The sequence below is a fragment of the Streptomyces sp. NPDC007983 genome, from assembly GCF_042958345.1.
Lineage (GTDB): Bacteria > Actinomycetota > Actinomycetes > Streptomycetales > Streptomycetaceae > Streptomyces.
Map to the genome: position 1 here is coordinate 459,567 of NZ_JBIBJI010000005.1, position 18,282 is coordinate 477,848.

An 18,282-nucleotide genomic window follows, 5' to 3' on the forward strand; every position below is an offset into this window, starting at 1 on the left:
CATGACCGATGCCGGAGCGCTCATGGCCGGATCACATCTTCCGGCGGCCGCCGCGCCGCTGGCCGTCGGTTCGTCGACGCTGCGGAACCGGCTGGTCGCCACGGCCCACGCCAGTGGTTTCGTACGGGACGGGCTGCCGTTCGGCGGCGACGCCGAGTACTGGGGCCGTCTGGCGGCCGGCGGCGCGGCGATGCTGGTCTGCGGCGGTACGACGGTGGCGCCGGAGTCCGCGCCGCGGCAGGGGAACATCCTCCAGCTCCATCGTCCGGAGGCGGTGGGTCCGCTGCGGAAGCGGGTGGAGGCCATGCACGCCGAAGGCGCGGTCGCCGTCTGCCAGCTTGTCCACCTTGGCCGGGAGACGCTCGGTGCGCAGTCGTACTACGCGCCGGTCGCCCCCTCGGCCGTGCGCTCTCCCCGTGAGCCGACGGCGCCGCGTGCTCTGCGCGGCAGCGATATCGACGATGTGGTGGAGGCGTTCCGCGTATCGTCCGCCCACGCCCTGGAGGCGGGGTTCGACGGCATCGAGTTGCACGCCGCTCACGCCTATCTGCTGGAGCAGTTCCTCTCGCCGCGCACGAACCCGCGCCGTGACGGACTCGAGGTACTGGAGCGGGTGATCGCCGCGGTTCGCGGGCTGTCGGCCGACGCATTGCTGGGCATCCGTTTCAGCGTCGACGCCTCGGAGGACGTGGCGCTGTCGCCGGACGAACTGGCCGCGCTGCTGCCGGCCGTGGATCCGCTGGTCGACTACGTCAACGTCACCGTCGGGGTGCGGACCACGTACGTCCGTGACATGGCCACCGAAAGCCCGCCGGTGCTGGATGATCTGGCGCGTCTGCGGCCACTCGTCACCCGGCCGCTCGTGGCGTCCCACGCCTTCCGTACCGCGGCCGCGATCGGCGACGCCTTGGCGGCCGGCGCCGACCTGGTGGGAATGGCGCGCGCACTCATCGCCGACCCGGACCTGCCGCGCAAGGTGCTCACCGGCCGTGCGGCGGAAGTCCGGCCCTGCGTGGCCTGCAACGAGGACTGCCGGACGTTCGACCCGGTGCTGCTGTGCGTGGTCAACCCGGACCTCGCACCGCCCGGCGAACCGCGTCGGCCCGCCGCACCGCTGGTGCGCGCGTGGGTCCCGGCACGCGCCGGCGGGGAGCGCGTCGCCGTCGTGGGGGCGGGACCCGCGGGCCTGGAGTGTGCGCTGGGCCTTGCCCATGCCGGGGTGACGGATGTCGTCCTCTTCGAGGCCGCCGACCGGCTGGGCGGACAGATGTCCACGGCGGCTCTGGCACCCCATCGCACCGGTTGGGCCGCGCTGCTCGGTTTCTACGAACGGGGGCTGTCCGCCGCGAGTGTCGACGTACGTCTCGGGCAGACCGCGGAGCCGGGCGCTGAACTCGAAGGGTTCGACGCCGTGGTGCTGGCCACGGGCGCGGTGGAGACATCGCCACTGCTGGACGCCGGCGCCATGGCCTCGTCGGTCGCCCTGGCGCGGGGAGTTCCGTCGCTGGCCGGTGCCGCGCATGTGCTCGTGGCCGACGACGGATTCGGCTGGTGGCCAGGGTGCGACGTCGTAGAACTGGCCGTAGCCGCGGGAGTGCCCCGCATCACGTTCGTCACCCCGGGTACGGCCTTCGCCGGGGCGATCCCGCCCGAGAGCCGCGTCCAACTGCTGGAACGTCTGTCGGGCACCTGCGAACTCGAGATCCTGCCGCTGTGCACGGCGAACGGCATCGGGCCCGAGGGTGTCACCGTCGCCCACCGCATCTCCGGAGGGACCACCACCGTGCCCGCGGACCGTGTCGTCGTGGTGGGGGAGCGCCGCCCGCACGGTGCCATGGACTGCACCGCCCCCCTGGTGCTGACGGTGGGCGACGCCGTGGTGCCGCGACGCGTGGCGCACGCGATCGCCGAGGGACGGGAGGCCGCCGTCAGAATCGCCACCGCCGTACGACACCGTATGAGGCCCACGCCTTACCGTTGCGCCCCTCCAAACTAAATTGATATTGGTTCAATATGATCCTCGCTGACGATGTGCAACCCCTCGCCTCCCGGCGTGCTGATCCACCCCGGAGAACACGCGCCGCCCTGGCCCGGACGACGGCTCCGCACACGCTGACAGCGATGATCGCCGGCCGAACGACCGGAAAGACACGCGTCAGCCTCGGCTGACTCGATGAATGGAGTGTGCTGTGCCAGCGGTGGACGAACGCATCAGGGGCAAGGTCGTGTGCGTGACCGGCGCCACCGGAGGACTGGGCGCGGCCGCGGCCGCCAGGCTCGCGGAGGAGGGCGCCCACCTCGTGCTCACCGACCTCGAGGAGGAGGCGTGCACCGCTCTCGCCACCGAGTTGGACGGCACGCCGGGGCGGCATCTGACCGCACGGCTCGACGTGGCCGAGGAATCGCAGTGGGTTGACGTGGCAGGCTTCATCCGGAGTGAGTACGGCCGACTGGACGGACTGGTCAACAACGCTGCCATCGGCAGCATCGCCACGGTCGAGGACGAGACGATCGAGCGCTGGGAGGCGGTCATGTCGGTCGGTTCCACCGGGGTCTGGCTCGGCATGAAGCACCTCGGCCCGCTCATCGCCTCCTCGGGGGGTGGATCGATCGTCAACGTCTCCTCGATCCTCGGCACGGTGGGCGGCATGGGGAACAGCGCGGCCTACCACGCGGCGAAGGGGGCGGTCCGCACGCTCTCCAAGAACGCGGCGCTGCATTGGGCGGGCTCCGGAGTTCGCGTCAACTCCCTGCACCCTGGCTTCATCGGGACCCGGCAGTTGCTCGAGAGGTACGAGGGCACGGCCCGCCACGAAGCCATGCTGGCCGGCACCCCGATCGGAAGGCTGGGCCGTGGGGAGGAGATCGCGGCCGTCGTCGCATTCCTGGTCAGCGACGATTCAGCCTTCATGACCGGCTCGGAGGTCTACGCGGACGGCGGATACACCGCACGGTGAGCATGACGCCGGGGACGGATCCCGAGTGAGCAGTCGCAGATCCACGATCAGTGGTTATGCCCATACTCAAGCGACCATCCCCTGGTCAGCCACCGTGCGGCGATAAAGACATCCTCCTCCCGGCCTGCGGCCGGTCGTGCCGGTGTCTACGAGCAGTTGCCGTCCGACACCCGCAGGCCCTTGTCGGCGCCGGCCGTCCGGCTCACGATGCTCGGCACGCAACCAGCCGTGTCGAGGCTGTAGGAGTAGGGGATGCCGACCGTGGTGTTGGACTGCGGGTCGGGGCCGGCCGGGTGGTTCTCGCTGCCGGGCTCGGACCAGGTCACGTTGTCGAAGACGTTGCCGCCGACCTGCCAGTAACCGGCCACATCGGTGTAGAAGGTGCCCAGGACGTCCTTGGAGTCCTCGAAGTAGTTGTTGTCCACCTTGGCGCGAGCTCCGGCGCGGGAGTTGATGCCGGACTCGTTGAGGCGCACGTAGTGGTTGTTGTACATGTGGGCGGTTCCGCCACGCAGCAGGGGCGCGCGGGAGTCGATGTTCTCGTACCGGTTGTGGTGGTACGTGATGAAGCTGTTCGAGCGGTCGCTCTCGCTGTTCCCGACGAGACCGCCACGGCCGGAGTTGCGCAGGATGCTGTAGGAGAGGGTCACGTACTGGGTGTTGTCCTTGATGTCGAAGAGGCCGTCGTACCCCTGCGACTCCCCGCCTGACGCCTCCAGGGTGGTGTGATCGACCCAGACGTTGCGGACGTTGCGCTCCATGCCGATGGCGTCACCGCCGTTGGACGTGGGGGAGCCCGACTTCTTGACGTTCCGGACGGTCACGTTCTGGATGATGATGTTGCCGGCCTCGCGGAGGTGGATGCCCACCTGGTCGAAGACGGCGCCGTTGCCGACTCCGATGATCGTGACGTTGCTGACCTTCTTGAGCTCGATCACTCCGTCGGCGGTGTCGCAGCTCTTGCCGGACACCTTCTTGGTGTTGCCGTGGTTGATGGTCCCCTGGACTTCGATGGTGATCGGCGTGCTGCTGTCGGCCCGGTTGCACAAGGCCGTGTGGATCGCGGTTCCCGTGGTGGCCCGCACCGTCTGCCCGCCCGCGCCGCCGGTGGTCCCGCCGTTCTGGGTCGCGTAGCCGGTGGCACCGCCGGCCGCCGCCGACGCCTCGGGTACCGGCAGAAGCGCACCGGCCGCGGCTGCGAGGCCCATCGTGGCGAGCATCGCGCGGAGCCGCAGTGCGTGTGGTCTTTTCATTTCGCCTCCTCATGAGTCCGCAATGCCGGGCGTTGCTCCGGCCGGCGTCTCGCGCCGGTACGAGAACACCGACCGCTCACGGCGTCACCACCTTGCCGCCGAAGGTCACGACGAGGGGGCCGTCCCCGGCGAAGGACCAGCCCAGGGCGCCGGCGTAGGAGGAGCAGCGCGACCCGTTCGAGCCGAGCCAGAACTGGTTCGAACTGTCGGCGTCACCGACGACCTTGTCGTTGGATCCGCTGCCGCTGCGGCACGAGGTGTTGTTCCGGAACACCGAACTTCCCTTGTCGAAGGAGAAGTTGCGCTGAACACTGTCGATTCCGACGTTGTCGGAGACGGCCATCGTGCCGGGGTTGCTGTTGTAGGTGAACCCGTGGTGGCCGTTCTTGTAGGCGATGTTGTGCCGGACTGTGTGGTTGACCTTGATGTCCGAGCCGCCGAGCTTGTAGCCGTTGCGGTCACCGTTGTTGTTCTGGGTGCCGTCGCTGAGGGTGCCGTTGCTGTAGGCGAGGGAGTACTCGATGGTCACCGGCCCGATGGCGCCGGTGTCGGTCTTGGTGTAGAGGTCCCAGCCGTCGTCGATGTTGTTGTGGGCCACGTCGTAGCGGAAGACGTTCCCGGTGCCGGTGGTGAGCTTCGCGGCGAAGCCGTCGGCGTTCTCCCCGGCGGAGTCCTTGTTGTCGTGTGACTCCGAGCTCACGATCAGGTTGTTGGACGGCCACTGGGACGTGGGGGTGCTGCTGGCGATCCGGCCGAGTTGCAGCCCCGTGTCGCGGTTGAACGCCGTCACCGTGCGCTCGACGACGTTGTTGCTGCCGCCGACGTAGATGCCGTTGTCCCCGGCGCGCTGGACGGTGAGGCCGTACAGACGCCAGTAGTCGGCGTTCAGCTGGATGCCTCGGTTGGACGAACTCTCGCTCTGCGCGGAGAAGTCCAGCACCGGTGTCTCGCCCGGGTAGGCGGACAGCGTGGTGCGGGCACTGGAAGTTCCGTTGCTGCCGACGGGGATCGTGACGGTGGAGGAGTACTTGTACGTCCCGCCGCGCAGGTAGATCGTCCCGCCGGACGAGATGCGGCTGATCGCCGAGGTGAGCGTGGTCGGGGCGGACTGTGTTCCGGACGCGCTGTCCTTGCCGTCCGGCGCGACGTAGAGGACGGTGCTCGCCGCCTTCGCGGCGCTCACGCGCATGGTCGCGGGCGTGGCGCTGCCGCGATCGCCGTGAACGGAAATGGCCTGCGCCGTGGTGCCGGACAGCGTGATGAGCGCGCCTGCCAGCAGGCTGACCGATGCTGTTGCGGCTCTCGATTGCATCGCCTGTCTCCAGATTCTTCGGTTGTGGGGGTATGAGGTGGCCGTGGTCCATGTCGCCCGGGCAGGGCAAGTGGTCCTTCCGGCCGGGCAGGTGCTGTTCGGGGTGCTGAACTGGTCGTGCTGACACGGCCGAGGGGAAAGCGCTTTCTGAGACGGTAGGAACGTGTCGTGACTGCGTCAATAGAGCGGTCATCTGAAATCTGTTCAGAATGATGAATCATGGGGCCGCGGGGTGTCCGGAGCCGAACTGCTCCGCAGGCAGCGCGAGTTCGGCACACCTGCCCGGCGTACGCCATCCGCACGGGGCGTCGAAGCATGCGGGTTTCGCGGGAGCCCCTGCTTCCGAAGCCCGCCGACGCGCCGGGGCCCTCCCCTCGTGACCGACCCGCCTCGGGCCGGCGGGAAGGTGTCGCCGAGCGGGGGCATCAGGTGGGTGACGTCGTTGTGGCTGACCTGGGGCTTTGCGATTGCCTGAGCATGGGCATGATCCGTGGTCGTAGGTCTGCGACTGCTCTACCTGATCTTCTGCCGACTACTGGGCTGCCTCCTCTTATGGGGCCTGGAAATGGCGCCAAACTGCAACCGCGCCCGGTCGGCCACCGCTGATCTGAATATTGACAACCTTTGATGGCCCGGGGAGCACGGCGGCGCAGGTCAGATGACGACCCTCGCCGGGCCGTCCGGGGGCTGAATCCCGTTGATGACACGGTGCGTTGAGGTGATGTGCCCGAGCTGCGTCGGATCACGGCGGGGCCGGACCCGGCGGGGCCGTTACGCGGGGCCGGTGGCCGTGGCTGTGTTGACGAGCTTCTCGAACAGGAACTCGTGCTTGAGGAAGGACACGTCGTACTCGTGGCCCGGGTAGGGCGGGATGAGCTGCGACGCCTGGAACAGCCGCCAGCCGTCGAGCAGTGCCGCCACGCCGGTGGCGTACGGCGGCTCGTCCCCGTCCCCGGCGGTGGGTGACGTGGCGCCCGTGCCGTCGTAGCGCGCCCAGCCGATGACGCCGCTGTCGAGGGAGGAGTTGTTCAGGTAGAGGACGAGCACCTGCTGCCGGACGGCGCTGGTGAGGGCGGGCTCGGCGGTCGTGGGCTGTGTGGTCACGGTGGACAGCTCCTGGTGTGAGGCGACGGCGGGGGAGGGAGGAGGGGGGCGGAGGCGGCGGGCGGGACGGCACTCAGGCGTCGACGGTGGCCCTGCCGGGCCGGTTGGTCACCCGGGTCACCCAGTGGTCCAGATCGAAGGACGGGTCCCCGGTCAGCGCCCGCCACAGCCTGATCCGGTTGTGCAACTCCAGCCGCCCGGTCGCCTGCTCGTACCACGGGAACCGGGTCCGCAGTTCCTCGGCCACCGCCGGGTCGCCGAGGTCGTCGGTGTTCCACAGGCGGACCTGCGGGACGGTCGGATTGAAGCGGATCTTGAACATGTAGCGGGGGACACCGCTGTCGTTGCGCCGGCCGCCGTGCCAGATGCCGTGGTGCAGGATCAGCACCGTGCCCGCCGGGCACACCATCCGCTGCTGGCCGAGCAGGTTCTGGTACCGGCCGGTGTCGCTCTCGTTGGTGCGCCGCAGATGGCTGCCCGGCACGACCAGAGTCCCGCCGGCCTCCAGCGTCACCTCGCGCGGGTAGTACATGAGCTGGACGTCGAAGGCGTCCGGTCGGACATCGATGATGGCGTCACCGTGCAGCGGCTGGGCCTGGCCCTCCCGGGGCTGCCGGATGTGCACGGCGTGGTGGTCGATGGTGGGGTCCGGGCCGACCAGGCTGTAGAGCGCACCGGCCATGGCCGGGAGGTCGAGCAGGCTGCGCGCGAAGGAGCCCTCGGGGAACGCCTCGGCGACCGGAGTGCCGTAGCGGACGGCCGGCACGCCCGCGGCGAGCACATCGAGGGCTTGGTCGTTGAGGGAGTCGGGGACGACGGAGTCGAGGCGCAGAAAGCCGTGGGCCACGAACCGGGCCATGCGCGCCGAGGTCAGGAGCTGTTCGCGAACGGGTCGGGCGGCCATGTTCTCCTCCGGTCGGGAGAGCGGGAGCGGGTGGTTACTCGTGGTTCGTCTCCACGACGCTAGAACGCGGCCACCCCGGGACGCGTGGGCCTTGCTCACTACCTCTGGTAATTTTTCACCATGACGGGCATGACCGGCATGACGGGAGCAGCTCCCAAGTCCCAGCCGCAGCGGGTCCCGGTCCGGCTCGACTCGCCCCCGCACATCGAGGGGCTCGGCGTCGGCGTCCACGGCACGCGGCGCCCCCGCGACGTCTTCCGCCTGCCCGACCTGTGGCAGCTGCACCTCTACCGCTACACCGCCGAGCTCACGGTCGACGGCGTCGCGTACACCGTGCGGCCCGGTTACGTCAGCCTCGTCCCGCCCGGTGTCCTGGTGCGCTACCGCTATCGCGGGCGTTCCGAGCACCTGTACGCCCATCTGCGGCTACCCGACCGCGGGGCGGCCCGTACGGTGCCGGTGGTGCAGAACGCGGGGGCCCAGACGGCCCTGCTCTCCAGCCTCCTGCTCCAGGCCATCGCGGCCGTCCCCAGGGCCCCGGCGCAGGCGGTCGCCGAGGTGTGGTCAGTGCTGTGGCGCGTGGCGCAGCTGTCCGTCCCCACCGGCACGGGCGGCGGGCACCCCGCCGTCGCCGCCGCGATCGCGTACGTCGAGTCGCGTCTCGCCGAGCCGCTCACCGTGCCGGACGTGGCGCGCGGGGCGGGCGTCTCGCACAACCACCTCACCCGGCTCTTCCGGGCCGAGACCGGGGACACGGTGGTGGCCCACATCCGGCACCGCCGCATGGAGCGGGCCAGGCACCTGCTGCGCGAGACGACGCTGCCGATCGCGACGATCGCGGCGTCGGTGGGGATCGGGGACCTCCAGGCGTTCAACAAGGCCTGCCGCCGCGAACTCGGCGCCTCGCCGCGGGCGGTCCGCGACGGAGCGCCCGGCCCCGGCGCCTGAGGATGTTCTCCGACGCGGCGCGCTGCCGAAGGTGCCGGCCGACCTGGCGACTGCCCGGGCGAGATGGACGCCGACACCACCAACCGCGAACTGCCTGTCGCGCGCACAGGGAGAGGATTCACCGGCAGTCCGGCACCGCCCAGTTCCTGCCCCGCCCCATCGCGCGACGCACCCGCGCCCTCACCGACCGCAAGGCCCCGGCCGGAACACCCACACTCGACGTCTGCCCGGAGACCCGAATCTAGAGGAACCCGCATGAGTGACGGAATCGCCTGGATAGGCACACACGGCACCACAGGCACTTCAGCCGCCCTGCCCGGCATGCTCGGAGGGATATCGCTTACCTGCGCCCGTGGCGTCGACGCGGACGAGTCCTCATCGCGCTGGGTGCCGGCCTCGACGAGCTCGCCGGCCGTACCCCCTGCAAGGGGCTCGTCGTGCCGGCGAGGAGGCGAGGCGACCAGTCGCCTCCCGTGAATCGCGCGATGTACGGGACGTGCGGCGACTGGGTGTACGTGCTGGAGGACTGGGGCATGGCGACGTGGGCCACCGGCTACCGAACGGTGGAGTCGATGCGGCCCGCACCGGGCGAGGAGACAGCCGTCGGCAACTACTGCGGACTGTCCATCGATCAGGAAGCCGTTCAGGCCGGTGATCTTCCCGCGGTCCTGATTCCCATGGTCTGACCGCTGGTCCGACCGCCGACAACGGCGCTGGGCGGTGAGCTTGCAGATGACGGGCTCACCGTTGCCGGGCGCCTCGTACAAGCGGGTGCTCTCCGCGCCCACCTCGCTGATCACCGTGGCGATCGATGCCATAGGACCGAGGGCGCGGGGGAACTCTGCGGCCCCGACCTGGTGCGCCGTGTTCTGCAGCTGGCTGATGACGTACGGACGCCGGTAGGAGGCCCCGATGACCGAGGCGACCACCCCCATCAAGCAGCCCGTCGACAAAACCCACCGCATGTCGTTCGGGCTGCGGAGCCTGGCCGATGTCGATCGGAGAAAGCCGGTCGCACCAGCGGCGCGATGCCCTGGGCAGCTGTTGTTTCTGGTGCTGGCCGTCCTACCGTCGCAGAGGGCACTGGTTCTGCTTTCACCGACCGAGGGTGGACACATGACCACCACATTCATCACAGGAGCCAACAAATCCCTCGGGTACGAGACCGCCCGCCGCTTGATCGAGGCCGGCCACACCGTTCTCATCGGCGCACGCGATCCAGAGCGCGGCCAGGCGGCCGCCGACGCACTCGGTGCCCGTTTCGTCCAGATCGATGTGACGGATGACGCGTCGGTGGCCGCGGCCGCCGCCGATATCGCGGCTCGCGAGGGCGGCATCGACGTCCTGATCAACAACGCCGGCGTCTTCGGGACGCACAGCCCCGCCGACCAGATCACGGCCGCTGACGCCGGCGCGGTGTTCGAGGTCAACGTCGTGGGGATCGTCCGGGTGACGCACGCGTTCCTGCCTCTGCTGCGCAAGTCCGCGAGCCCGGTGATCGTCAATGTGTCGAGCGGCATGGGATCCTTCGCGGCCACCCACGACGCCGGGCGCGTCGAGGGCCGGGCCATCGCGCCGCTGTACACGGCGTCGAAGGCTGCCGTGACCATGCTGACCACCCAGTACGCGAAGTCCTGGCCGGACGTGAAGGTGAACGCGGCCGACCCGGGCTACACCGCGACCGACTTCACCGGGCGCAGCGGTCCGCAGACAGTGACCGAGGGGACCGACGCGATCGTCGAGCTCGCCACCATCGGGGCGGACGGACCGACCGGAACCTTCCGTGACCGCCACGGTGAGATGCCCTGGTGATCCACCGTTGAGGTGGATGCTTGGCGCATCGACGATCACTTGTCGGTCCTCGCCGGGGGCGGTCTTGTCGTCACAGCCGCAGAAGTCGCTGGGCGTTGGTGCGTGCGATCTTGGTGTGGTCGCCTTCGTTGAGTTCCAGGCGGTCGAACCACTCGGCGGCTTCCCGCATGTCCTCGAAGGGGTAGTCGGCGGAGAAGAGCAGACGGTCGGCGCCCACCTCCACGAGCGTGTTGAGCAGCGCGGGTGTGCGGAAGTTGCCGCTGGTGGTGAGGTAGAAGTTGGTGCGCAGGTAGTGGCCGAACGTGTGCTGGACGCCGAGGCCGCGTGGGGCGACGGCGAGCCGGTGGTCGGTACGCCAGATGTTGAACGGCAGCAGCTCGCCCAGGTGGCCGAGGATCACGTTGATCCCGGGGTGGCGGTCGAACAGGCCGCTGCCCGTGAGCCGTAGGGCGTGGGTGGCGGTCTCGACGGAAAAAGCCCAGGCCGAGCCGTAGAGCCAGGGATGGCCGTCGTACTTCGGGCTGGTGTGCGGGAGGGGGCCGCGCGGGTGGAGGTAGACGGGTACGCCGAGGTCCTCCACGGTGGCCCAGAACGCGGCGTAGCGGCTGTCGTCGAGGTAGACGACCGTGTCCTCGTCGCCCACCTGGGAGAAGCCGTTGATCAGGCCCCCGACCAGCCCGAGTTCGGTGACCGCCCGGCGCAGCTCCGCGGCCGCCGCGTCCGGGTCCTGGAGGGGAAGCGCGGCGAACGCCGCGAAACGGTCCGGCCGGTCGGAGACCTGCTTGGCGGCGTGGTCGTTGAGCCGATACGACCAGTCCACCGCCTGTGCCGGGTCGTCCACCGCCTGTGCCTGGTCGTGCAGCGCCTGGATGCCGGGCGAGAGCAGGGACAGTACGGCCTTTTCAATGCCGCATTCGTCCATGAGGCGGAGCCTGCTGTCGTGGATGTCGAGCAGCATGGCGCGGTGCGCGGGCCAGGCGTCGGCGATGAAGTGTGTCGCGGACTGTTCCACGATGTTCGGGTCGATGGCCCCGAAGTGTTCTTCGAGTGCGATCTTCTCTGTCTTATGCATGACGGCATTCCTCCTGGACTGCTGTGCGTGCGACGGTCGAATGTGCGGGATGTCCTACGCGCCGGTCCCTGCGATCGGCCCCGATGCCGATCGAGCGGTCGGCGTGCCGTGCCGCGGCTCACGCGGCACGGCGCTGCCCGGCCTCACTGGGCGACGGCTTGCATCGCCCTGATGCCGGGTGCTTTCGCGGCGGGGACCTCGTCGCCCTCGCGGACGGCGAGCATGGCGCCGCTCTTCCCCTACCTGACGCTCGACGTCACACCGCTGGCCCAGCACCCGTCGGACCTGGCGGCCGGAAAGCTCGCGGCATAAGCGGCCCTCCGGCCCCGGCCACCCCTTGCCGCGCAGGGGAAGCCCCCAACCGGGAGCCGCTGCGCATCCACAAGCCTCTCCAGGAACCGTTCGGCTTCGGAGACCCCGACGACGCCGAGGCGTGGAACCGCGTCCAGCGCCGACCCTGGTCAACCGCAGCCCCGGACGAGGTGACGAGCGCGGCATGCGGCTTCGGGGCCCGCATCGCCGGGAGGTTCTACGACCGGGGCTACCGCGTCGCGCTCACCGACCTCGACGCGGGGGCCGCCGCCAAGACGGCCGCGGACCTCGACCCGAGTCGGGAGAACACGGTCGGGCTCGGCCTGGACGTGCACGACAAGAACGCCTTCAGCCGAGTGCTCGACCAGTTGGCCGCCAGCTGGCCGAATGGTGGGGCGCGGTGCACGTCCTGGTCAACAACCCCGGACTGTCCCCGGTCGAAGGGGGCTTGCAGATCAGTGCCGAGAGCTTCGGCACGGCAGTGTCGACCAACTTCGACGCCACCCTCTTCGGCTGCCAGGTCTTCGGCGAGGACTTCGCCGAACGCGGCTACGGGCGCATCGTCAACATCGCCTCCCTCGCAGGGCAGAACGGCGGTACCGCAACCGACGCGCACTATGCGCCGGCCAAGGCGGGAGTGGCCACGCCCACCAAGGTGTTCGCCTGCGAACTGGGTCCGCACGGTGTGACCGTCAACGCGATCTCCCCAGGACCGCAGGACCTTCCGGTGGTCTGCCGGAGCGGCGATCCGGACACGCCCGCCAGGATCGAGCAGACGACCCCGGACGGCTGGGGCACCCCAGGTTCGTCGCCGACATGGCCATCCTGCTCGCTGCCGAATACGCGGACGCGGTCACCGGAGCGTGCTGGGACGCCAACGGCGGCCTGCTCGTGCACTGACCGCACCGTTGGCGAAGGCATGGAGTGATTCGGCCGTTCGTGAGGTGTGAGAGCTCGGCTGTGGATGGTGGACGACGAGTAGTGGGCTCTGATCGAACCGCCGTCGCCGCCCCGGCCAGAGAGGTCGCCGGGGCCTCGCACGACAGCTGACCGGCGGTTCCACCTCGGGCGCCGGCCAGGCCGCCTGGAGTGATCGACATCGCCCGCGCCGCCGGAGCCATCAACGGACGCCGTCCGAGCCATCGTCCAGCCCGTCCCGGTGTCGATCGTCAGCCGCACGACGCTCCCTTTCTTGATCGCTGCCGGCATTCTTCCTCAGGACGGTGGTGGGCATGAGGATGATGCGCCGCTGGGCCACTGCCGTGGTCACCGGGCCGGCCACGGGCAGTCTCCTCGCCTTCGGCTCACCGAGCTGGGCGGCCCCCAGCGCTCCTTCCTCGGCCACCGCTTCCGCCGAGCTTCCCGACCCTCGGCCGCCGACGAAGCACGGGCGGAACCGGCCGAGTCGACCGTCTGCCCGTTCGGCGGCGGAACGGCCCGGGTCGTCGACCCGGGCCGTCTTGTAGTTCAGGTCCCTGAGTCCCTTGCGATCTCTTGAGGTCCCCTCAGGACCCCTCAGAACCCCTCAGGGAGGGATCCGTCCTGGTCGATGACGTTGTTGCCGGGCCCGCCGTCGATGCCGTCCTGGCCGGGGCCGCCGAAGAGGTAGTCGTTGCCCGGTCCGCCCTTGATGGTGTCGTCGCCCTCTCCGCCGTCGATGGAGTCATCGTTGCCGGCACCGTCGAGATAGTCGTCGCCGGCGCCGCCGTAGATCTCGTTGGCCACGTCATCGCCGATGACGGTGTCGTCGCCGTCCCCGGCCCACACCGCGAACGAGTCGGTGATGGTGTCGTTGCCGGCGTTGCCGTTCGCGTTCGTGGCCTGGCTGATGGTGTCGTCGCCGTCGCCGCCCACCGCGACGGAAGCGCCGACGATGGTGTCGTCCCCGGCCTCGCCGTAGACGTTCACATCGCCGCCGGAGATCTTGACGCTGTCATTGCCGTCGCCGAGTTCGACGTTGCCCTGGTCGCCGCCGTGGTCCGGGTCGGGTACGGGCACGGTGCAGGTCACATACGTCAGGTCGGTGGTAGTGGGGTGGGTGCAGTCGGTGCCGGCGGTGATCTCGACAACGTCGTCGACGCCGAAGGTCAGCGTGGTGTCGGTCTCGCTGACCCGCTTGATGATGAGCTTGTTGGTCTGGCCGTCTGCCGTCGTGTAGGCCATCACTCCGTCGGTGACGGTCACGGTGGCCGGCGACGCGGCCGGCGACACCGGCGACGACGACGCGGGCGAGGTGGCGGCCTGGGCGTTCCAGGCGAAGAGTCCGGTGCTGGCAGCGACGGCCAGTAAGGCGGCGACACCGACCGGGCGGACGCGGCGGGAGCGCGGGCCAAGGGTGGACACGAAAGACCTCCGTGGGGAGTGGATCTGATTTCCGATCACCCGTTTCGACGTGGAAAATCCGCGCGGGGTTGTGCCACTCCCATGCCCTGTTCACCGATCTTTCCGAATTCCCATTTCGCGTTCACCCCTACGACACCGGGACTTTTCTCCGCGTTGTCGGAATGCGCGCTCTGCGAGCGGCAGGAATTCCCATGAGTCCGTCCACGTCCCCCCCGGCACCGCCCGCCGGTGCACCGCTCAGGACATCCGCTCCCTGGCAACCGGCTCGTGGCTGCTCGTGCCGGCGCGCCAGCGCGGTTGCGTTTCCGCCACGTGGCTCAGCATTCCGCACCACACCCGCCTCCGGTGGAGCGAATCCGGTCCGGCGTGCCGGAGCCGGCCGCTGGAGAAGTACAGGACTTCGACCGGTCGCGCGGCCGCGGGACCCAGGCCACCGTCCGGACCGCGCGTCCGGGATTGCCATCACCGCGCTCGGTCGCCGTAACTCGCCGCCCGGTACGCGACGCGCCCGCCGCTCGCCTACAGCGGCCCTCGGCAGTTCGTCTGGTCTCCGTGGTCACTGCGGCAGGCCGGCCTCGGCCGCCCACCGGAAGACGTCCCCGCACGTAGGGGACGGCATCGGCGAGCGATCGGCGAGGACGATCAGCGCATGGCGCAGTTCTCTGCTCAGCTGGAAGAGCCGACGACTGAACTGCCCGCCCTTGTAGGTGTACAGGCGGAAGAGCCCGACAGCTTGTCCGTCACGGCCGTCAGCGAAAGTGTCCGGGAGCCCCGCGAGCAGTTCAATATCGCGCTTGCCGGTCGCCGCCTCGGCCACGGCATCGAGGCGTAGAGCGTCGAATTGACCGCGGGGCACTTCTTCCACGGCAACGGCGTCGCCAAGCTCCCCTTCTCACCCTTCCAACTCGGCCTGGGAGCACCACACCCCGACGACCCCGCGCCGAACTCCGCGGGCAAGAACGTCCGCGCACTGCTGCGGAACACCCACGCCCGGTTCACCGTCAACAAGTTCATGCACACCCCACACCCCCAGCGGCGCACGGTCATGCAGGAGCTGGAGGAACGCTTCGCCGAGGACATCGCCCGCACCAGTCGCTCACGCTTCCGCTCGGTCACCGACATCGCCATGGCCACATCCCTGCACCACCACTACACCTACCTCACCGGCCGGGCAGTGCCGGCCAAGTACAAGCTGCGCTACATCGACGTGGCCCGGCCGAACATCACCGACGCTCTCGCCGAACTCACCTCTCGCAGCCACGACTTCTTCTGCCTGAACGATGTCAACACGCCGGAGAACGAACAGGAGCGCGTCACCGCCGAACTCCACACCTTCCTGGAGAACTACTTCCCCTTCCCCCGCCGCTACGAGCGCTGACGAACTTGTGCGGCTGGAATGATCAACGCTTGGCTGATGCCTGGCTCCCGGCTCGGTGCGCGTGGTGTGTGCGGAGATATGGCACACAGGCGGTGCTCTCGGGCAGACCATGAGTATCCCGCGCCAGCATGGCTGCCTTTCTTCCTCTGCGCGGTCCTTGTTGGGTGTCGCCAGAAGGCGATTGTCCTTGGTGCCCTTGTCGATGAGCCCCCGGGGGTGTCGGGGTGGTCTGACGGCACACGGTCCAGATCCAGTTGACCGGATCGATGGCCTTGACCCGCACCCCCTCGCCGATCCGAGCAGCGGTTCAAGCGGCGATCGTGACGACGCTGCCCTAGCCCGCATACTGGTCATATGAGCGCTGCACCGGAGCCTCGGCGAGTTTGCTCAAGGGTGTCCGGTCGGACGGCGCCAGGGTACGAAGGTCGTCGATTTCGTCCTCGGCCCGCTGGTATTCGGACTGCCAGCCGGACATCCGTGTGGGGCTGATCTGTACGAGACCGTCGCGGACGGCCTGCTGCATCACCCCGCGCCGGCACAGCCGGACTGTTCTTCACTGTCGAGCGCCCGACGCCGTCAGCGATCCAGCTGCGTCGCGATGCCCGTCCAGCCGACCCATCAGCTGTCGCGTCCGACTGCCTTCGCCGCAGCGTGGGCCCAGGTGGCAACGGCTACGCCGCCCACGACGGCGAGAACGTAGACGGTGATACTGACGGCGAATCCGCCTGGCACCCAGCCGAGCAGTCCGGCGTTGCCGTGGGGACGGTGAGGACGAGCTTGCCCTGGAGGTGACCGCCGTCGAGGAGCCGGTGCGCGTCGGCGACGCGCTCGAACGGGAACGTCTGCTGCACGTGGACCCGGAGCCTGCCCTGTTCGACGAGTGCGACGAGACCTCGCAGGGCGACCGGATCGGGGTCGACCGCGATACCGCTGAAGCGCATGCCGGCCGCCTCGTACGTGGCCGTCAGCTCCGCATCCTCCTCGGCGACCGCCGTCACCAGGTGACCACCTGGGCGGAGCACTTCGAGCGACCGCTCGACGGTGTCACCGCCGATCGTGTCGAGCACGACGTCGATGTCGCGGACCGCCTCGGTGAAGTCGACCACCGTGTAGTCGATCACCTCGTCGGCGCCGAGCCCCTCGACGAACCTCCGCTTGCTCCCGCCGGCGGTCGCGATCACGTGCGCGCCGAGCGCTTTCGCGATCTGGATGGCGACGTGGCCGACCCCGCCACCACCGCCGTGAACCAGGACACGGTCGCCCTCGCTCACGCCGCCGAGGTCGACGAGGCCCTGCCACGCCGTCAGCCCGACGACCGGCAGCGCCGACGCCTCGACGTGCGAGAGCGACGCCGGCTTGCGGGCCAGGTGCAGCGCCGGCGCCGACACGACCTCGGCGTACGCGCTCGCCGCCCGCGGGAACAGCGGCATCCCGAACACCTCGTCGCCGGGCCTGAACCGCCACGTCTGCGGCGCCTCCTCGACCACGCCGCTGATGTCCCAGCCGAGGATGAACGGCGGCCGGCCGATCAGCGGGAACTCGCCGGCGCGCAGGCGCGCCTCCAGCGGGTTCAGCCCGATCGCCTTGACGCGCACGAGAACCTCGGTCGGGAGGGGCTGGGGCTCGGGCGCGTCCACGATGGTGAGCACCTCGGGACCGCCGAGCGTCTGCTGGGTGATGACTCGCATGACTCTCCTGGCTTCGGGGGGGGGAGAGCCCAGGCTAGGTTTCCGATAGGAACCAGCAGGTACCTGTGGCGCGGTTACCTTTGGCGCCATGAGCGGTTTCGTTCCCGGTGATTTCTTTCTCGCCGACTGTCCGGCGCGGCTGGCGGTCGAGTTGATCGCCGACAAGTGGACGGTGGTCGTGCTCTACGGCCTCAGCGAGGGTCCGGTGCGTCATGGCGAGCTGATCGAGCTGATCGGCGGCATCTCCCGCAAGATGCTCACCCAGACGCTCCGACGGCTCGAGGCGCACGGACTCATCCGCCGCCACGCCTACGCCGAGGTGCCGCCCCGCGTCGAGTACGAGCTCACCCCGCTCGGGGCGACGCTGATCGATCCGATCCACATGCTGACCGAGTGGGCGAGGGCGAACGGCGACGCAGTGCTCGATGCGCTCGACGCCGCGCAGCTCGCCGTCCGGCGTGGCGGCGAAGCGGCGCTTGAGGTGGGCGGCCAGTGAGGATCCGGTGGTGGCCCGCCGCCGGTCGACGCTGCCCGGAGTCATCGCCGCTCGCACGGGTACACGGGGCGGCATGCCCGAGGTAATACAGGCAGGCGGGTTGGGGGTTGTTGGCAGACTCGGCGCTGTTGCTGGGAGCATCGTTGGGCTACGGGCTGCGCGTGCCGCCGAAGGCCATCGCGTTGGTGATGGCCGGCCACCACACAGGGCAGGCCCAGCCGTCCGAGGAGGAACACGGCGGCTCGGGGCTCGCTCTGGCGCTGGGGGCGCTGCTGGACGGCGTACCCGAGTCGGCGGTGATCGGGGTCAGCCTGCTCGACGGTGGCGCCGTCAGTCTCGTCACGGTGGCAGCGGTGTTCATCAGTAACGTCCCCGAGGGCCTGTCCAGTTCAGCCGGGATGAAGAAGGCCGCGCGCAGCAAGGGCTATGTCTTCGGGGCCTGGGGTGCCATCGCCGCCGCGAGCACCCTCTCCGCGGTGCTTGGCTACACCGTGGTCGGGGGATTTTCGCCGTCCGTGGTCGCCGGGGTGACCGCCGTGGCCGCCGGGGCGATCCTGGCCATGATCGCCGACACGATGATCCCCGAGGCGTTCCAGAAGGCTCACCTGGCGATCGGGCTGGTCACGGTCAGCGGCTTCCTGGTCTCCTTCGCGCTGTCCCACATCTGAGAACCCGCCGTCCTCTCCTCCCGGCATCCGAGCGC

At 69.5% G+C, this 18,282-nt stretch carries 18 protein-coding genes and 3 pseudogenes; 11 read left to right on the plus strand and 10 right to left on the minus strand.

Annotation, left to right across the window (positions count from 1 at the left end):
- The first annotated feature begins 1 nt into the window (after window position 1).
- Window positions 2-1,996, plus strand: coding sequence for an NAD(P)-binding protein (locus ACFZCY_RS18880; RefSeq protein WP_391174155.1), 1,995 nt, complete (start codon window positions 2-4; stop codon window positions 1,994-1,996).
- A 193-nt stretch (window positions 1,997-2,189) separates the two neighbouring features.
- On the plus strand, window positions 2,190-2,957 hold the full coding sequence (locus tag ACFZCY_RS18885) for an SDR family oxidoreductase (RefSeq protein WP_391174152.1): 768 nt from the start codon (window positions 2,190-2,192) through the stop codon (window positions 2,955-2,957).
- Window positions 2,958-3,106: 149 nt separating this feature from the next.
- Here the strand turns inward: ACFZCY_RS18885 and ACFZCY_RS18890 are convergent.
- The 4 genes and pseudogenes from ACFZCY_RS18890 to ACFZCY_RS18905 all read right to left on the minus strand — a co-directional run.
- Window positions 3,107-4,210, minus strand: a pseudogene (locus ACFZCY_RS18890) (polysaccharide lyase family 1 protein); the annotation flags it as partial.
- 76 nt (window positions 4,211-4,286) lie between these two features.
- Complete coding sequence (locus tag ACFZCY_RS18895; protein ID WP_391174149.1) at window positions 4,287-5,522, minus strand: right-handed parallel beta-helix repeat-containing protein; 1,236 nt, start codon at window positions 5,520-5,522, stop codon at window positions 4,287-4,289.
- A 771-nt stretch (window positions 5,523-6,293) separates the two neighbouring features.
- Entirely contained in the window at window positions 6,294-6,626 is a 333-nt protein-coding gene (locus ACFZCY_RS18900; protein WP_391174146.1) for a hypothetical protein, read from the minus strand.
- A gap of 73 nt (window positions 6,627-6,699) precedes the next feature.
- Window positions 6,700-7,530, minus strand: coding sequence for a phytanoyl-CoA dioxygenase family protein (locus tag ACFZCY_RS18905; protein ID WP_391174144.1), 831 nt, complete (start codon window positions 7,528-7,530; stop codon window positions 6,700-6,702).
- A 129-nt stretch (window positions 7,531-7,659) separates the two neighbouring features.
- Between ACFZCY_RS18905 and ACFZCY_RS18910 the strand changes: the two genes are divergently transcribed.
- The 3 genes from ACFZCY_RS18910 to ACFZCY_RS18920 all read left to right on the plus strand — a co-directional run bounded on the left by ACFZCY_RS18910 (window position 7,660) and on the right by ACFZCY_RS18920 (window position 10,290).
- Window positions 7,660-8,478 carry a helix-turn-helix domain-containing protein gene (locus ACFZCY_RS18910; RefSeq protein WP_391174141.1) on the plus strand — a complete coding sequence of 273 codons (819 nt, stop codon included), beginning with the start codon at window positions 7,660-7,662 and terminating at the stop codon, window positions 8,476-8,478.
- A gap of 473 nt (window positions 8,479-8,951) precedes the next feature.
- Window positions 8,952-9,164, plus strand: a complete 213-nt coding sequence (locus ACFZCY_RS18915) for a hypothetical protein (protein WP_391174138.1) — start codon at window positions 8,952-8,954, stop codon at window positions 9,162-9,164.
- A gap of 430 nt (window positions 9,165-9,594) precedes the next feature.
- Window positions 9,595-10,290, plus strand: a complete 696-nt coding sequence (locus ACFZCY_RS18920) for an SDR family NAD(P)-dependent oxidoreductase (RefSeq protein WP_391174415.1) — start codon at window positions 9,595-9,597, stop codon at window positions 10,288-10,290.
- A gap of 70 nt (window positions 10,291-10,360) precedes the next feature.
- Here ACFZCY_RS18920 and ACFZCY_RS18925 read toward each other — a convergent pair whose 3' ends face one another.
- Window positions 10,361-11,362 carry an amidohydrolase family protein gene (locus ACFZCY_RS18925; RefSeq protein WP_391174135.1) on the minus strand — a complete coding sequence of 334 codons (1,002 nt, stop codon included), beginning with the start codon at window positions 11,360-11,362 and terminating at the stop codon, window positions 10,361-10,363.
- 171 nt (window positions 11,363-11,533) lie between these two features.
- Here ACFZCY_RS18925 and ACFZCY_RS18930 point away from each other — a divergent pair, with 171 nt between their 5' ends.
- The 3 genes and pseudogenes from ACFZCY_RS18930 to ACFZCY_RS18940 all read left to right on the plus strand — a co-directional run bounded on the left by ACFZCY_RS18930 (window position 11,534) and on the right by ACFZCY_RS18940 (window position 12,602).
- The gene (locus tag ACFZCY_RS18930; RefSeq protein WP_391174132.1) at window positions 11,534-11,674 is read left to right on the plus strand and encodes a hypothetical protein; all 141 of its coding nucleotides are present in this window, start codon (window positions 11,534-11,536) and stop codon (window positions 11,672-11,674) included.
- 170 nt (window positions 11,675-11,844) lie between these two features.
- A pseudogene (locus tag ACFZCY_RS18935) lies at window positions 11,845-11,979 on the plus strand (3-oxoacyl-ACP reductase); the annotation flags it as partial.
- 95 nt (window positions 11,980-12,074) lie between these two features.
- On the plus strand, window positions 12,075-12,602 hold the full coding sequence (locus ACFZCY_RS18940; RefSeq protein ID WP_391174129.1) for an SDR family NAD(P)-dependent oxidoreductase: 528 nt from the start codon (window positions 12,075-12,077) through the stop codon (window positions 12,600-12,602).
- 192 nt (window positions 12,603-12,794) lie between these two features.
- Here ACFZCY_RS18940 and ACFZCY_RS18945 read toward each other — a convergent pair whose 3' ends face one another.
- The 3 genes from ACFZCY_RS18945 to ACFZCY_RS18955 all read right to left on the minus strand — a co-directional run bounded on the left by ACFZCY_RS18945 (window position 12,795) and on the right by ACFZCY_RS18955 (window position 14,834).
- Entirely contained in the window at window positions 12,795-12,956 is a 162-nt protein-coding gene (locus ACFZCY_RS18945) for a hypothetical protein (protein ID WP_391174126.1), read from the minus strand.
- Window positions 12,957-13,189: 233 nt separating this feature from the next.
- Entirely contained in the window at window positions 13,190-14,017 is an 828-nt protein-coding gene (locus tag ACFZCY_RS18950) for a calcium-binding protein (RefSeq protein WP_391174122.1), read from the minus strand.
- 556 nt (window positions 14,018-14,573) lie between these two features.
- Window positions 14,574-14,834: a hypothetical protein gene (locus tag ACFZCY_RS18955; RefSeq protein WP_391174119.1), complete on the minus strand. Its 261-nt coding sequence runs from the start codon at window positions 14,832-14,834 to the stop codon at window positions 14,574-14,576.
- A 24-nt stretch (window positions 14,835-14,858) separates the two neighbouring features.
- On the opposite strand from ACFZCY_RS18955, the gene ACFZCY_RS18960 reads away from it, so the two are divergent.
- Window positions 14,859-15,395 (plus strand): stealth conserved region 3 domain-containing protein, encoded by a 537-nt coding sequence (locus tag ACFZCY_RS18960; protein ID WP_391174117.1) that lies wholly within the window; start codon window positions 14,859-14,861, stop codon window positions 15,393-15,395.
- Between the two features lie 334 nt (window positions 15,396-15,729).
- On the opposite strand, the gene ACFZCY_RS18965 is transcribed toward ACFZCY_RS18960, so the two are convergent.
- Together ACFZCY_RS18965 and ACFZCY_RS18970 are read right to left on the minus strand one after the other, a co-directional pair.
- Window positions 15,730-15,918 (minus strand): hypothetical protein, encoded by a 189-nt coding sequence (locus ACFZCY_RS18965; RefSeq protein WP_391174114.1) that lies wholly within the window; start codon window positions 15,916-15,918, stop codon window positions 15,730-15,732.
- A gap of 238 nt (window positions 15,919-16,156) precedes the next feature.
- A pseudogene (locus tag ACFZCY_RS18970) lies at window positions 16,157-17,083 on the minus strand (NADP-dependent oxidoreductase); the annotation flags it as partial.
- 88 nt (window positions 17,084-17,171) lie between these two features.
- Here ACFZCY_RS18970 and ACFZCY_RS18975 point away from each other — a divergent pair.
- Both ACFZCY_RS18975 and ACFZCY_RS18980 read left to right on the plus strand, forming a co-directional pair.
- Window positions 17,172-17,579 carry a winged helix-turn-helix transcriptional regulator gene (locus ACFZCY_RS18975; RefSeq protein WP_391174112.1) on the plus strand — a complete coding sequence of 136 codons (408 nt, stop codon included), beginning with the start codon at window positions 17,172-17,174 and terminating at the stop codon, window positions 17,577-17,579.
- 128 nt (window positions 17,580-17,707) lie between these two features.
- Entirely contained in the window at window positions 17,708-18,247 is a 540-nt protein-coding gene (locus tag ACFZCY_RS18980; protein WP_391174109.1) for a ZIP family metal transporter, read from the plus strand.
- Window positions 18,248-18,282: the final 35 nt, after the last annotated feature.

Excerpts from the sequence above, each read along its gene's own strand:
- ACFZCY_RS18975 (WP_391174112.1), top strand. The coding sequence starts at position 17,172 with ATGAGCGGTTTCGTTCCCGGTGATTTCTTTCTCGCCGACTGTCCGGCG.
- ACFZCY_RS18880 (WP_391174155.1), top strand. The coding sequence starts at position 2 with ATGACCGATGCCGGAGCGCTCATGGCCGGATCACATCTTCCGGCGGCC.
- ACFZCY_RS18910 (WP_391174141.1), top strand. The coding sequence starts at position 7,660 with ATGACCGGCATGACGGGAGCAGCTCCCAAGTCCCAGCCGCAGCGGGTC.
- ACFZCY_RS18930 (WP_391174132.1), top strand. The coding sequence starts at position 11,534 with ATGCCGGGTGCTTTCGCGGCGGGGACCTCGTCGCCCTCGCGGACGGCG.
- ACFZCY_RS18920 (WP_391174415.1), top strand. The coding sequence starts at position 9,595 with ATGACCACCACATTCATCACAGGAGCCAACAAATCCCTCGGGTACGAG.
- ACFZCY_RS18965 (WP_391174114.1), bottom strand. The coding sequence starts at position 15,918 with ATGCAGCAGGCCGTCCGCGACGGTCTCGTACAGATCAGCCCCACACGG.
- ACFZCY_RS18925 (WP_391174135.1), bottom strand. The coding sequence starts at position 11,362 with ATGCATAAGACAGAGAAGATCGCACTCGAAGAACACTTCGGGGCCATC.
- ACFZCY_RS18905 (WP_391174144.1), bottom strand. The coding sequence starts at position 7,530 with ATGGCCGCCCGACCCGTTCGCGAACAGCTCCTGACCTCGGCGCGCATG.
- ACFZCY_RS18895 (WP_391174149.1), bottom strand. The coding sequence starts at position 5,522 with ATGCAATCGAGAGCCGCAACAGCATCGGTCAGCCTGCTGGCAGGCGCG.